The sequence below is a fragment of the Enterobacter sp. DSM 30060 genome, from assembly GCF_013375955.1.
In the GTDB taxonomy this organism is placed as follows: Bacteria; Pseudomonadota; Gammaproteobacteria; order Enterobacterales; family Enterobacteriaceae; genus Enterobacter; species Enterobacter intestinihominis.
Genome location: NZ_CP056118.1, coordinates 698519 through 712384 on the forward strand (window position 1 = coordinate 698519; position 13866 = coordinate 712384).

General features: G+C 55.6%; 9 protein-coding genes. 2 read left to right on the forward strand and 7 right to left on the reverse strand.

The annotated features are described in order from the left end of the window. Nucleotides 1-30: 30 nt before the first annotated feature. Both HWQ15_RS03295 and HWQ15_RS03300 read right to left on the reverse strand, forming a co-directional pair. Nucleotides 31-738, reverse strand: coding sequence for an N-acetylmannosamine-6-phosphate 2-epimerase (locus HWQ15_RS03295; RefSeq protein WP_023298492.1), 708 nt, complete (start codon nucleotides 736-738; stop codon nucleotides 31-33). Next, on the reverse strand, nucleotides 738-2297 hold the full coding sequence (locus HWQ15_RS03300; protein ID WP_063148718.1) for a PTS transporter subunit EIIC: 1560 nt from the start codon (nucleotides 2295-2297) through the stop codon (nucleotides 738-740). Before HWQ15_RS03300 ends, HWQ15_RS03295 begins: the two co-directional genes overlap by 1 nt. A 166-nt stretch (nucleotides 2298-2463) precedes the next feature. On the opposite strand from HWQ15_RS03300, the gene HWQ15_RS03305 reads away from it, so the two are divergent. Beyond that, nucleotides 2464-3288 carry a MurR/RpiR family transcriptional regulator gene (locus HWQ15_RS03305; protein ID WP_015571725.1) on the forward strand — a complete coding sequence of 275 codons (825 nt, stop codon included), beginning with the start codon at nucleotides 2464-2466 and terminating at the stop codon, nucleotides 3286-3288. A 52-nt stretch (nucleotides 3289-3340) separates the two neighbouring features. On the opposite strand, the gene eno is transcribed toward HWQ15_RS03305, so the two are convergent. The 5 genes from eno to rlmD all read right to left on the reverse strand — a co-directional run bounded on the left by eno (nucleotide 3341) and on the right by rlmD (nucleotide 11022). Further along, nucleotides 3341-4639 carry a phosphopyruvate hydratase gene (gene eno, locus HWQ15_RS03310; RefSeq protein ID WP_022649201.1) on the reverse strand — a complete coding sequence of 433 codons (1299 nt, stop codon included), beginning with the start codon at nucleotides 4637-4639 and terminating at the stop codon, nucleotides 3341-3343. A gap of 82 nt (nucleotides 4640-4721) precedes the next feature. Beyond that, nucleotides 4722-6359 (reverse strand): glutamine hydrolyzing CTP synthase, encoded by a 1638-nt coding sequence (gene pyrG / locus HWQ15_RS03315; protein WP_022649202.1) that lies wholly within the window; start codon nucleotides 6357-6359, stop codon nucleotides 4722-4724. Nucleotides 6360-6582: 223 nt separating this feature from the next. Beyond that, nucleotides 6583-7374, reverse strand: a complete 792-nt coding sequence (mazG, locus tag HWQ15_RS03320) for a nucleoside triphosphate pyrophosphohydrolase (protein WP_022649203.1) — start codon at nucleotides 7372-7374, stop codon at nucleotides 6583-6585. A 66-nt stretch (nucleotides 7375-7440) separates the two neighbouring features. Further along, the gene (gene relA / locus HWQ15_RS03325) at nucleotides 7441-9672 is read right to left on the reverse strand and encodes a GTP diphosphokinase (RefSeq protein ID WP_022649204.1); all 2232 of its coding nucleotides are present in this window, start codon (nucleotides 9670-9672) and stop codon (nucleotides 7441-7443) included. A gap of 51 nt (nucleotides 9673-9723) precedes the next feature. Further along, the gene (gene rlmD / locus HWQ15_RS03330) at nucleotides 9724-11022 is read right to left on the reverse strand and encodes a 23S rRNA (uracil(1939)-C(5))-methyltransferase RlmD (RefSeq protein ID WP_022649205.1); all 1299 of its coding nucleotides are present in this window, start codon (nucleotides 11020-11022) and stop codon (nucleotides 9724-9726) included. Between the two features lie 57 nt (nucleotides 11023-11079). Between rlmD and barA the strand changes: the two genes are divergently transcribed. Beyond that, entirely contained in the window at nucleotides 11080-13839 is a 2760-nt protein-coding gene (barA, locus tag HWQ15_RS03335) for a two-component sensor histidine kinase BarA (RefSeq protein WP_063148660.1), read from the forward strand. Nucleotides 13840-13866: the final 27 nt, after the last annotated feature.

Consider the following 13866-nt stretch of genomic DNA (forward strand, 5'->3'; position numbering starts at 1 on the left):
CGATAAGTATCGCAGATCCCCGTCAGATGATCATGCTCCATCGGTGCTTTGCGCGCCAATTGCCGCCATAAACCGTTCCGTAATTTGCTGCGGTCGGGTGATCGCCCCGCCGACGACAACCGTATGCGCCCCCAACTCCAGACACCTGGCCGCGCGATCGGGGGTATCCACGTTACCTTCGGCAATCACGGGGATCGTGACGGCAGACAGCACCTCTTTCAAAAACGCGCAGTCATTTTCCGGTAGCGAATGGCCCGCGGTCTCTGCCGTATAACCGTAAAGGGTGGTTCCGACACAATCAAACCCCAGCGCCTGCGCGGTCACGGCCTCCTGCACGGTGGCAATATCCGCCATCAGCAGCAGCGAAGGGTAACGGGTGCGGATCTGCGCGATCAGCATGTCCAGCGATACGCCACCGGGCCGTTTCCGGGCGGTCGCATCCAGCGCAACGATGTCCGGGGCGACCGCCATCAGCTCATCCACTTCTTTGAGCGTCGCGGTGATAAACACCTCGCTATCCGGATAGTCCCGTTTGATGATGCCGATGACCGGCAGTGAGACCAGCCCTTTGATAGCCTTGATATCCACCACGCTATTGGCGCGGATCGCAGCGGCACCGCCCTGGGCTGCTGCCAGCGCCATTCGCGACATAATAAACGGGCTGTGCAGCGGTTCATTTTCCAGCGCCTGGCAGGAGACGACCAGTTTTCCTTTCAGGTTATCCAGTACAGTTTTCATTACGATAAGATCTCTTCCACTTCGTTTTTGATAAGGGTGACGTGCGGGCCATAGATGACCTGGACACCGTTGCCGCGGACGATAACGCCGCGCGCGCCGGTCGCTTTCAGTGCTGCTTCATTGACTTTGCTACCGTCTTTCACCGTGACGCGAAGACGCGTGGCGCAGCAGTCAACGTCATCCAGATTGTCTCTTCCACCCAATCCGGCGACCACCGCCGCGGCACGCTCGCTTTGCGGCAGGGTAGCCTCGTCAGCCAACGCCTCCTTTTCACGGCCCGGCGTGGCAAAATCAAAACGTTTAATCAGATAGCGGAAAGTACAGTAGTAAAGGAAGAACCACGGTACGCCTACCAGCGGGACGAACATCCAGTTAGTTTTCGCTTCACCCTGCAAAATGCCGAACAGCACGAAATCAATAAACCCGCCGGAGAAAGTTTGCCCGATGGTGATATGCAGCATGTGCGCGAGCATAAACGCCAGCCCGTCAAACAGCGCATGAATGACGTACAGCACCGGCGCAATAAACAGGAATGAGAACTCGATGGGCTCGGTAATGCCCGTCAGGAAAGAGGTTAACGCCGCTGACAGCAGCAGCCCGGCTACGCGCTTCTTGTTCTCGGGTTTAGCCGTGTGGTACATCGCCAGGCAGGCGCCGAGCAGGCCAAACATCATCGTGATAAAGCGCCCGGACATGAAGCGCGACGTGCCCTCATAGAAGTGCTGGGTGTTCGGGTCCGCGAGCTGAGCGAAGAAGATCCGCTGCGTGCCCTCAACCAGGTGACCGTTAACAATTTCACTGCCGCCAAGCGCGGTGGTCCAGAACGGCAGATAAAAGATGTGGTGCAGGCCAAACGGGCCAAGCATGCGCAGGATGAAGCCGTACAGCAATGTCCCCAGATAGCCGGTGGCATCCACCAACCCGCCAAGGCCAAAGATCAGCTTCTGAAAATGCGGCCAGACCACGGTCATCAGCGCGCCGACGAGTATCGCCGCCAGCGAGCTGATAATGGGAACGAAGCGCGAGCCGCCAAAAAAGCCCAGAAATTGCGGAAGCGCGATTTTATTAAACCGATGATGCAGTGCGCAGGTCACAAGCCCAATAACGCCCCCACCAAACACGCCCGTTTCCAGCGTCTGAATACCCAGCGTCATGCCCTGCCCTACGGTGCCCGGGTTCTCATACGCCAGTTTTCCGGTCAGGATCAGCAGCGCATTGATAGTGGCATTCATCACCAGATAAGCGAGTAATGCCGCCAGCCCTGCCGTACCTTTATCATTTTTTGCCAGCCCAACGGCGACCCCAACAGCAAACAGTACCGACAGGTTTGCGAACACAATCGAGCCTGCACTGCTCATGATGGTAAAGATGGCCTGTAGCCAGCCAACGTCTAAAAATGGATACGCGGTAAGCGTATTCGGATTCGATAGCGCCCCGCCGATCCCCAACAACAGACCTGCTGCGGGCAGTATGGCGATGGGTAACATAAAGGATTTGCCAAAGCGCTGCGCTTTTTCAAACCATCCGCCGGAAGACGCTCCGCTGAACATTTGCATCATTTTTTTATCCCCCTGGTTGTTGATGAAAATTTTTACCACATATAATTTTAATTGTGAAAATTACCACCAAAAACCAGGACGCCGATCATACTTTTTCGAAATGACTGGCATCTCTCCCCCGCTTTCCGCCACACTAGTTGGCAGAGAAACGCATTAAGGATCTAGCATGTCGGACCATGAAAACCTGCTGCTGAAGCTACGCCAGGAGGCTTCCGGGTACAGCCCAACGCAACAAAAACTGGGGGAGTTTGTTCTCAACGATCCTGCCAGGGTGCTCTACCTGACGATCACCGAGCTGGCGCGTGAAAGCGGCACCAGCGAGGCCAGCGTCACACGCCTTTGCCGCACGCTGGGCTGTAAGGGATATAACGAATTTAAAATGGCGCTTGCGCTGGATATTCAGCAGGGTTTGCCAGAGCGTCAGGCAGGAGATGCGATAGATAACGTGGTGGATGAGTCTGTCCAGGCGCTGCAAGATACCGCAAAACTCCTCGACCGGGCCCAGCTTGAACAGGCGACACTGGCCCTGCATCAGGCGCAATCAGTGCAAATTTACGGGGTGGCAGCCAGCGCGATTCTGGGGGAGTATTTGCATTACAAGCTGCTGCGACTCGGCAAACCTGCACAGCTGTTTAGCGATATGCATCGCGCCGCCATGAATGCGACGACGCTCTCAAAAGAGACGCTGGTGGTGGCCATCTCAAGTTCTGGCTCTACACGGGATCTGCTTCACGTGGTGAAACTCGCCCGCAAGCGTGGCGTTAAGGTACTGGCGCTCAGCAATACGCCCCGCAGCCCGCTGGCCTCCCTGAGCGATTTACAGCTGGTTGCAGCCAAGCCCGAGGGACCGCTGAGCGCGGGTGCGCTCAATGCCAAGGTTGGCGTGATGCTGCTGGTTGAACTGCTTACCACTTCCCTTATTGCAGTAGACAGCCATTACGGTGACGTAAGCCAGCAAACGGCCAGCGCCACGCTGCCGCTTCTGCTATAGAAAACAAAAAACCCGCCGAAGCGGGTTTTTTCATAAGAACGAAAGTTCAGGCTTATGCCTGGCCTTTGATCTCTTTACGACCGTTGTAAGGTGCTTTTTCGCCCAGCGCTTCTTCGATACGAATCAGCTGGTTGTATTTAGCAACACGGTCAGAACGGCTCATAGAACCGGTTTTGATCTGGCCAGCAGCGGTACCCACAGCCAGGTCAGCGATGGTAGCGTCTTCAGTTTCGCCAGAACGGTGAGAGATAACAGCGGTGTAGCCAGCGTCTTTCGCCATTTTGATCGCAGCCAGCGTTTCGGTCAGAGAACCGATCTGGTTGAATTTGATCAGGATGGAGTTAACGATGCCTTTCTCGATGCCTTCTTTCAGGATCTTGGTGTTGGTTACGAACAGATCGTCACCAACCAGCTGGATTTTGTCGCCCAGTACTTTGGTCTGGTATGCGAAACCATCCCAGTCAGACTCGTCCAGACCGTCTTCGATAGAAACGATTGGGTACTGTTTGGTCAGGTCTTCCAGGAAGTGGGTGAACTCTTCGGAGGTGAATGCTTTGTTGCCTTCGCCAGCCAGAACGTATTTACCGTCTTTGTAGAATTCAGATGCTGCACAGTCCATCGCCAGGGTGATGTCTTTGCCCAGCTCGTAGCCTGCTGCTTTAACCGCTTCAGCGATAACAGCCAGCGCTTCTGCGTTAGAACCCAGGTTTGGCGCGTAGCCACCTTCGTCACCAACAGCAGTGTTCATACCTTTAGCTTTCAGAACTTTAGCCAGGTTGTGGAACACTTCAGAACCCATACGCACCGCTTCTTTCAGGGATTTCGCGCCAACAGGCTGAATCATGAATTCCTGAATATCAACGTTGTTGTCTGCGTGCTCACCACCGTTGATGATGTTCATCATTGGTACAGGCATGGAGTATTTGCCTGGGGTGCCGTTCAGTTCAGCGATGTGCTCGAACAGTGGCATACCTTTAGCAGCAGCTGCTGCTTTGGCGTTCGCCAGGGAAACTGCCAGGATTGCGTTCGCACCGAAGTTAGATTTGTTTTCAGTACCGTCCAGATCGATCATGATCTTGTCGATGCCAGCCTGATCTTTGGCATCTTTGCCAACGATAGCCTGAGCAATAGGACCGTTAACAGCGCCAACCGCTTTCAGTACGCCTTTGCCCATGAAACGGGATTTGTCGCCATCACGCAGTTCCAGCGCTTCGCGGGAACCTGTAGATGCGCCTGATGGAGCAGCAGCCATACCGACGAAACCACCTTCCAGATGAACTTCGGCTTCAACGGTCGGGTTACCACGGGAGTCGATGATTTCACGACCGATGACTTTAACGATTTTGGACATTAGATTTTCCTCAGTACAAGTTAAACTAAAACTCCAGACAAACAACGCGTACCAGGGGTACGCGTTGCCGTTCTAACTTTTTTTACTTCGCCTGACGCTTCTGGTACTCGCTGGCGGCTTTCACGAAGCCTGCAAACAGCGGATGCCCGTCACGCGGCGTTGAAGTAAATTCCGGGTGGAATTGGCAGGCCACGAACCACGGATGGTTTGGCACTTCGATGATCTCGACTAACTGATCATCCCCGGAACGGCCCGCAACACGCAGACCCGCAGCTTCAATTTGTTTCAACAACATGTTGTTGACTTCATAGCGGTGACGATGGCGCTCGGTAATCACCGGCTCGCCGTACAGCTTGCGAACCACGCTATCGTCTGACAGCTGGCAGGCCTGTGCGCCAAGACGCATGGTGCCACCCAGATCGCTCTTCTCGGTACGGACTTCGACGTTACCGTCTTCGTCGCGCCATTCCGTAATCAGCGCCACGACAGGGTACTTACAGTCTGGCACAAATTCCGTAGAGTTCGCGTTTTCCATTCCCGCTACGTTGCGCGCAAATTCAATCAGCGCAACCTGCATACCCAGGCAGATGCCGAGGTATGGAATATTGTTTTCACGCGCATAGCGTGCAGTGGCGATCTTGCCTTCAACACCACGGTAGCCGAAGCCGCCAGGGATGAGAATCGCATCCAGATCTTTGAGAATTTCGACGCCGCGCGTTTCAACATCCTGCGAATCAATCAGCTTGATGTTGACGGAGACGCGATTCTTCAGACCACCGTGCTTCAGCGCCTCGATAACTGACTTATAGGCATCCGGCAGTTCAATATACTTGCCGACCATACCGATAGTCACTTCGCCGCCCGGATTGGCTTCTTCGTAAATAACCTGCTCCCATTCAGACAGGTTAGCTTCCGGACAGTTCAAGCTGAATCGTTTACAAATATAATCGTCCAGACCCTGTGATTTCAACAGGCCCGGGATTTTATAAATGGAATCGACGTCTTTCATTGAAATAACGGCTTTTTCAGGCACGTTACAGAACAATGCAATTTTCGCGCGTTCGTTCGCTGGAATCGCGCGATCGGAACGGCAAACCAGGATATCAGGCTGAATACCGATGGAGAGCAGCTCTTTAACAGAGTGCTGAGTCGGTTTGGTTTTCACTTCACCTGCCGCCGCCATGTAAGGCACCAGCGTCAGGTGCATGAACAGCGCGTTCTCACGACCAATATCTACCGCCAGCTGACGAATCGCTTCGAGGAACGGCAGGGATTCGATATCCCCTACGGTACCGCCGATTTCAACCAGCACAACGTCATGCCCTTCGCCACCGGCAAGGACACGCTCTTTGATGGCGTTAGTGATGTGTGGGATGACCTGCACGGTCGCGCCCAGGTAGTCACCACGGCGCTCTTTACGCAGAACGTCAGAGTAGATACGGCCAGTCGTAAAGTTGTTACGACGGGTCATTTTGGTACGGATGAAACGCTCGTAGTGGCCAAGATCCAGATCGGTTTCAGCGCCGTCTTCAGTAACGAACACTTCCCCGTGTTGGGTTGGGCTCATGGTGCCTGGATCGACGTTGATGTACGGATCCAGTTTCATCATGGTCACATTGAGGCCACGGGCTTCAAGAATGGCTGCGAGGGAGGCTGCGGCAATGCCTTTACCCAGAGAGGATACGACCCCGCCGGTCACAAAAATATAGTTCGTTGTCATGCTGAACCTGAGAAGTTAGGGTGAAACGATGGAATAACCAGGACGGGAAAGTAGTATACCCGAACACGACGAGCGCCACAAACTTTCATTCTCCGTCTCCTTCCCAGGCCATGACAAACATAAGGAGTGAGAAAATAGCCCCTTTTGGGTAAATGTTTTTGACACAAATCAAGCGCTTGTCATTTAAAAAATCACACAAATTGCGCTTGATCGCAAAATTTCGTTAGAGATCATGTTCCTGGCGTTTTACTTCCTGCCAGACTTCTTCCATCGCCTCGAGGTCAATGCCGCTCATTTCCAGGCCGCGCGAGGCCACAATGCGCTCAACTTCGCGGAAGCGACGTTCGAATTTAATGTTCGCTTTTTGCAGGGCGGTTTCCGCTTTTACACCGAGGTGGCGAGAAAGGTTGACGGTCGCGAACAGCAGATCGCCCATCTCCTCTTCCAGCTTTGCTTCATCCACAACGGCCTGCTGCGCTTCATGCATCACTTCGTCGATCTCTTCGTGCACTTTTTCCAGCACCGGGCCGAGAGAGGTCCAGTCAAACCCTACCGCCGAGCAGCGCTTTTGAATTTTGTGCGCGCGCATCAGCGCAGGAAGGTTCAGGGGAATGTCGTCCAGCGCCGAGTGCTGGGATTTTTCAGCGCGTTCGGCGCTTTTGATCTGCTCCCAGCGCGCCAGCACTTCCGCACTGTTGCCTGCGGAGGCATCGCCAAAGATATGCGGATGACGGCGCTCCAGCTTGTCGCTGATAGCGGCGCAGATGTCGTCAAAGTTAAAGCGCCCCTCTTCCTGCGCCATCTGTGCGTAGAACACCACCTGGAACAGCAGGTCGCCCAGCTCACCGCGCAGGTCGTCGAAATCTTCGCGCGAAATCGCGTCCAGCACTTCGTAGGTCTCTTCCAGCGTGTAAGGCGCAATGGTGGCGAAAGTCTGCTCTTTATCCCACGGGCAGCCGTTTTCCGGGTCGCGCAGGCGTTTCATGATGCCAAGCAGGCGGTCGATTTGAGTCATAGTTCTGTCCTGATGTCAAAATGCCGGGTGGCAGCGTTGCCTTACCCGGCCTACAGAAGAGGATGTTCAGCCGCCGTGCAGACGACGCGCGTCAATCACATCCGGCACCTGGTTCAGTTTACCGAGCACCCGGCCCAGCACCTGCAGGTTATAGATTTCGATGGTCATATCGATGGTGGCAAGCTGCTCGCGGGTATCGCTGCGGCTGGCAACGCCCAGCACGTTGACCTTCTCGTTGGCGAGAATGGTGGTGATGTCGCGCAGCAGGCCACTGCGGTCGTTGGCAGTTACGCGCACCACCAGCGAGTAGCCAGCGGAGTAGCTTTCACCCCAGACGGCTTCCACGATACGTTCCGGCGCATGCGATTGCAGCTCAGCAAGCTGATCACAGTCGGAGCGGTGAATTGAGATCCCGCGCCCCTGGGTGATAAAGCCGACAATATCGTCACCCGGTATCGGCTGGCAGCAGCGGGCAATATGGTGCATGAGGTTACCCACCCCTTCAACCACCACGCGGCCATTGTCCTTGCTGCGCTGCTGCGGAGCGTAGGTTTTCTGCTGGAGCTGTTTCAGCGCTGCCGCATCCTGCTCTGCCGCGCTTGGCTTGTTGAACTGCGCTTGCAGGAAGTTCACCATCTGGTTCAGGCGGATATCGCCGCCGCCAATCGCCGCTAACAGTTCGTCGAGCTCGTTGAAGTTGTAGCGCGGCAGCAGGAACTTCTCCGCCTCTTTCAGGTTTATCCCGATATGCTCCAGCTCGTCGTCAAGGATCTGACGACCGGCAAGGATATTCTTGTCACGATCCTGCTTGCGGAACCAGGCGTGAATTTTAGAGCGCCCGCGGCTGGTGGTCACGTAACCGAGGTTTGGATTCAGCCAGTCGCGGCTTGGGTTTGGCTGCTTCTGGGTGATGATTTCAATCTGGTCACCCATCTGTAGCTGATAGGTAAACGGTACGATACGTCCGCCGATCTTCGCCCCGATGCAACGGTGCCCCACGTCGCTGTGAATGTGGTAGGCGAAATCGAGCGGCGTAGAGCCTGCCGGCAGATCAACCACATCCCCTTTCGGGGTAAAGACGTAGACGCGATCGTCGAAGACCTGACTGCGCACTTCGTCGAGCATTTCGCCGGAGTCGGCCATCTCCTCCTGCCACGCAATCAGCTTACGCAGCCAGGCGATACGGTCCTCGTGACCGGAGCGCGCGCCGCCGGAAGTGCCTTCTTTGTACTTCCAGTGCGCGGCGACGCCCAGCTCGGCGTCTTCGTGCATCTGTTTAGTACGGATCTGAATTTCCACAGTTTTGCCGCCGGGGCCGAGCACCACAGTGTGGATGGACTGATAGCCATTCGGTTTGGGGTTCGCGACGTAGTCATCGAACTCATCCGGCAGATGGCGGAAGTGAGTATGTACTATCCCCAGCGCGGCGTAGCAGTCCTGGAGACGCTCCGCCACGATACGCACGGCGCGCACGTCAAACAGCTCGTCAAAGGCGAGGTGTTTCTTCTGCATTTTGCGCCAGATGCTGTAGATGTGCTTCGGACGCCCGTAGACCTCGGCGCGCACATTCTCCTCTTTCATCGACTGGCGCAGCCCGCTGACAAATTCCTCGATATAGTGTTCGCGGTCGATGCGGCGTTCGTGCAGCAATTTTGCAATGCGTTTGTATTCCGCCGGATGCAGATAGCGGAAGCAGTAATCTTCCAGCTCCCACTTCAGTTGCCCGATACCCAGACGGTTCGCCAGCGGCGCATAGATATTCGTACACTCTTTGGCGGCCAGGACGCGCTCGTCTTCCGGCGCATCCTTCACTTCGCGCAGATGGGCAACCCGTTCGGCCAGCTTGATCACCACGCAGCGAAAATCATCCACCATCGCCAGCAGCATGCGGCGGACGTTATCCACCTGCTCGGAAGAGACAGAATCCGTTTGCGCGGCTTTCAGTTGACGGATGGCGGCCATATCACGCACGCCGTGGATGAGCGCCACGACGGACTGGCCGACGCTTTCACGCAGCACGTCTTCCGTCACCACGTTAGCATCTGCCAGTGGGAACAGCAGTGCGGCCTGTAGCGTTTCGATATCCATGTTAAGCATGGAGAGAATTTCAACCATCTCCACGCCGCGCCACAACAGCAGTTCAGCGTCCGGATGCCCCTGCGTTGTGCGTAAACAATAGGCCCAGGTTTCGGTTAAGCGTTCACACGACTGCTGGCTGGAAATCCCCAGACTTGCGATCCATTTTTGAGGGTCAAACTCACCAGCTTTATTTAAATGTGCACTTCTTACCGCAACCATCGTCCTCTCCTTTAGGGACAAGGGCCTGTCGAAGTCGACAAGCCAAACTCATTAGATGTGCTCGAACAACACCATTGATTCCAGATGTCCAGTGTGCGGGAACATGTCCAGCATTGCCAGACGCCGAATCTGGTAACCCCCGCTCAATAATGCTTCGCTGTCACGGGCCAGCGTCGCCGGGTTACAGGAAACATAGACGACGCGTTCAGGCGCGAGTTTAATTATATGCTGCATCACGCCCGGCGCACCTGCGCGCGCCGGATCGAGCAGGATCTTATCAAAGCCCTGCTTAGCCCACGGTTGCTGAGTAACATCATCCTCAAGATTTTGATGAAAGAATGTCACATTTTGCAAGCCGTTCTGTTGGGCGTTCTCTTGGCCTTTCGCCACCAACGCCTCAACGCCTTCCACCCCGACCACGCTTGCGGCTTTGCGGGCCAGCGGCAGGGTAAAGTTACCCATACCGCAGAACAGATCGAGCACCCGATCGGTGGGCTGGACGTCAAGCCACGCCAGCGCGTTCGCCACCATCTGCTGGTTCACGCCGTCATTGACCTGGATAAAATCCCGCGGGCTAAACGTTAAGCGTAGCCCGTCTGACGCATACCAGGGCGCGTCTCCGCTAACCTGCTCAAGTATCTCGCTTTGCGGCGCGAGGAAAAGCGCAAGCTCATGAGAATGCGAAAAGCGTTCCAGTTTTTCGCGATCTGCCCTGGACAGCGGTGCGGTGTGGCGCAGCACCATCAGCGGGCCGCCGTTGGCCAGCACCAGTTCGACATGGCCCAGCGAACGCACACCATCCAGCGATGCAAGACAGTGGTGCACGGCCGGGAGCAGTGCCTCAAGTTGGGGCACCAAAACAGGGCATTGCGTGATGGAGACGATATCGCTGGAGCTGGCTTTGCGAAAACCCATCTCCAGCCTTTCAGTTTTTGGCTGGTAGCTTAGACTCAGGCGAGCGCGGCGACGGTAGCCCCACGGCTGGTCAGCAACGATGTCACTGACGTCATGTTTTAGCAGGCGGGCCAGCGCGTTGCTTTTACTTTTTTGCTGTAATTCTGTGCTGGCATGCTGTTGCTGACAGCCTCCGCAAACGCCAAAATGGGGGCAGCGAGGCGTCACGCGCTCCGGGCTATCATTAAGACGGCGCTTGACCTGGCCGCGCGCATACTGGCGTTTGTCTTCCGTCAGCGTAATATCTGCGCGTTCTCCTGGCAGCAAACCTGTGATAAACAGTGTCTTACCCTTGTGACGCGCTACCCCCTGTCCAAAAGGATCGAGGTCAGAGGCTTCAACAGTTATGATCTGACGCGTCGTCACGCGTCGTTTTGCAGAGTAGAATTGCGCCATCGCCGAGATTGTTCTCAAATAAACATAATTAGCCTGATTGTCCCATAACGGAACTCCATGACCAACTACAGCCTGCGCGCGCGCATGATGATTTTGATCCTCGCTCCTACCGTTCTCATCGGTTTGCTGCTGAGCATTTTCTTTGTGGTGCATCGCTATAACGATTTGCAGAGACAGCTTGAAGATGCCGGGGCCAGCATTATCGAACCGCTGGCCGTCTCCAGCGAGTACGGTATGAACCTGCAAAACCGTGAATCCATTGGTCAGTTAATCAGCGTGCTGCACCGCCGTCATTCAGAGATTGTGCGCGCCATTTCCGTTTACGATGAGCATAACCGTCTTTTCGTCACCTCGAATTTCCATCTGGATCCCACGTCGCTGAAAATCCCGGAAGGTACCCCTTTCCCGCGTCATCTCACGGTCCTGCGGCGCGGCGATATCATGATCCTGCGCACGCCGATTATCTCAGAAAGCTATTCACCCGACGAATCCGCCCAGTCCGATGCGAAGTCCAGCAATAATATGCTGGGATATGTGGCGCTGGAGCTGGATCTCAAGTCGGTGCGGCTCCAGCAGTACAAAGAAATATTCATCTCCGGCGTGATGATGCTGTTCTGTATCGGCATCGCGTTGATCTTCGGCTGGCGGCTGATGCGCGACGTCACGGGGCCTATCCGTAACATGGTGAATACCGTTGACCGGATCCGCCGGGGTCAGCTGGACAGCCGCGTGGAAGGCTTCATGCTCGGCGAGCTGGATATGCTGAAAAACGGCATCAACTCAATGGCGATGTCGCTGGCGGCTTATCACGAAGAGATGCAGCACAACGTTGACCAGGCCACCTCTGACCTGCGCGAAACGCTGGAGCAGATGGAGATCCAGAACGTGGAGCTGGATCTGGCGAAAAAACGCGCTCAGGAGGCGGCCCGTATTAAGTCTGAGTTCCTGGCAAACATGTCACATGAGCTGCGCACGCCGCTGAACGGGGTGATTGGCTTCACCCGTCTGACGCTCAAAAGCGAGCTCAACCCGACCCAGCGTGACCACCTGCATACCATTGAACGCTCAGCCAACAACCTGCTGACCATTATTAACGACGTACTGGACTTCTCGAAGCTGGAAGCGGGCAAGCTGATTCTGGAGAGTATCCCCTTCCCGCTGCGCAGCACACTGGATGACGTGGTCACGCTTCTCGCCCACTCCTCGCATGATAAGGGGCTGGAACTGACGCTCAATATCAAAAATGACGTACCGGATAACGTCATTGGCGACCCGCTGCGCCTGCAACAGGTCATCACCAATCTGGTGGGCAACGCGATTAAGTTCACCGAGAGCGGCAACATCGACATTCTGGTCGAAAAAAGGGCGCTCAGTAATAATAAGGTCCAGATTGAAGTTCAGATCCGGGATACCGGCATCGGCATTCCGGAGCGCGATCAGTCGCGTCTGTTCCAGGCGTTCCGCCAGGCCGATGCGAGCATTTCCCGTCGTCACGGCGGAACGGGCCTGGGTCTGGTGATCACCCAAAAGCTGGTGAAAGAGATGGGAGGCGATATCTCCTTCCACAGCCAGCCTAACCGGGGCTCGACCTTCTGGTTCCATATCAATCTTGATCTTAATCCGAACGTGCAAACCGACGGTCCGGTCACCGACTGCCTGAAAGGGATGCGTCTGGCCTATGTGGAACCGAACGCCGCCGCGGCGCAGTGTACGCTGGATGTATTAAGCAGCACGCCGCTGGAGGTGGTCTACAGCCCGACCTTCTCCGCGCTGGCGAACGATCATTACGATATTCTTTTGCTGGGGATTCCGGTGACGTTTACCGGAGAACTGACCATGCAGCAGGAACGGCTGGCGAAGGCGGCCTCAATGACGGACTACCTGCTGCTGGCTCTGCCGTGCCACGCCCAAATCAACGCCGAAGAGCTTAAAAACGACGGGGCGGCGGCATGTCTGCTGAAACCCCTCACCGCCACACGGCTGTTACCTGCGTTGACCGAATATTGCCGTCTGACGCATCAGTCCCTGCCGCTGGAAAACGACGAACATAAGCTGCCGATGACGGTGATGGCCGTGGATGATAACCCGGCAAACCTTAAGCTGATTGGCGTGCTGCTTGAGGATCAGGTTCAGCACGTTGAGCTGTGTACCAGCGGCGCCGAAGCCGTAGAACAAGCCAAACAGATGCAGTTTGACCTGATCCTGATGGATATTCAGATGCCGGGCATGGATGGCATCCGCGCCTGCGAATTAATTCGTCAGCTTCCGCACCAGCAGCAGACGCCGGTGATTGCCGTGACGGCGCACGCGATGGCGGGACAAAAAGAGAAACTGCTGGGTGCGGGCATGAACGATTATCTGGCGAAACCGATTGATGAAGAGAAGCTGCACAGCCTGCTGCTGCGCTACAAACCGGGTCACATTGGCGGGACGTACACCATTTCAGCTGAATCGCCGGAAATCAGCGTTAACCAGAATGCCACGTTTGACTGGCAACTGGCGCTGCGCCAGGCAGCAGGCAAAGCCGATCTGGCCCGCGATATGCTGCAAATGCTGGTGGACTTCCTGCCTGAGATCCGTAACAAGGTTGAAGAACAGCTGGTGGGCGAAAACTCTGAAGGGCTGCTGGAGGCCATCCATAAACTGCACGGTAGCTGCGGCTACAGCGGCGTGCCGCGGTTGAAAAATCTCTGCCAGCTGCTTGAACAGCAGCTCCGCGCGGGTACGCCAGAATCCGATCTTGAGCCGGAGTTTCTGGAGCTACTGGACGAGATGGACAACGTGACGCGGGAAGCGATGAAGGTGTTAGGAAGCTAAGACAAAAGCCCGGTGGCGCTTCGCTTA

Bases quoted from the DNA above. Each gene is read 5' to 3' on its own strand.
- rlmD (WP_022649205.1), bottom strand. From the start codon at position 11,022: ATGGCGCAATTCTACTCTGCAAAACGACGCGTGACGACGCGTCAGATC.
- HWQ15_RS03300 (WP_063148718.1), bottom strand. From the start codon at position 2,297: ATGATGCAAATGTTCAGCGGAGCGTCTTCCGGCGGATGGTTTGAAAAA.
- HWQ15_RS03305 (WP_015571725.1), top strand. From the start codon at position 2,464: ATGTCGGACCATGAAAACCTGCTGCTGAAGCTACGCCAGGAGGCTTCC.
- HWQ15_RS03295 (WP_023298492.1), bottom strand. From the start codon at position 738: ATGAAAACTGTACTGGATAACCTGAAAGGAAAACTGGTCGTCTCCTGC.
- pyrG (WP_022649202.1), bottom strand. From the start codon at position 6,359: ATGACAACGAACTATATTTTTGTGACCGGCGGGGTCGTATCCTCTCTG.
- relA (WP_022649204.1), bottom strand. From the start codon at position 9,672: ATGGTTGCGGTAAGAAGTGCACATTTAAATAAAGCTGGTGAGTTTGAC.
- mazG (WP_022649203.1), bottom strand. From the start codon at position 7,374: ATGACTCAAATCGACCGCCTGCTTGGCATCATGAAACGCCTGCGCGAC.
- barA (WP_063148660.1), top strand. From the start codon at position 11,080: ATGACCAACTACAGCCTGCGCGCGCGCATGATGATTTTGATCCTCGCT.
- eno (WP_022649201.1), bottom strand. From the start codon at position 4,639: ATGTCCAAAATCGTTAAAGTCATCGGTCGTGAAATCATCGACTCCCGT.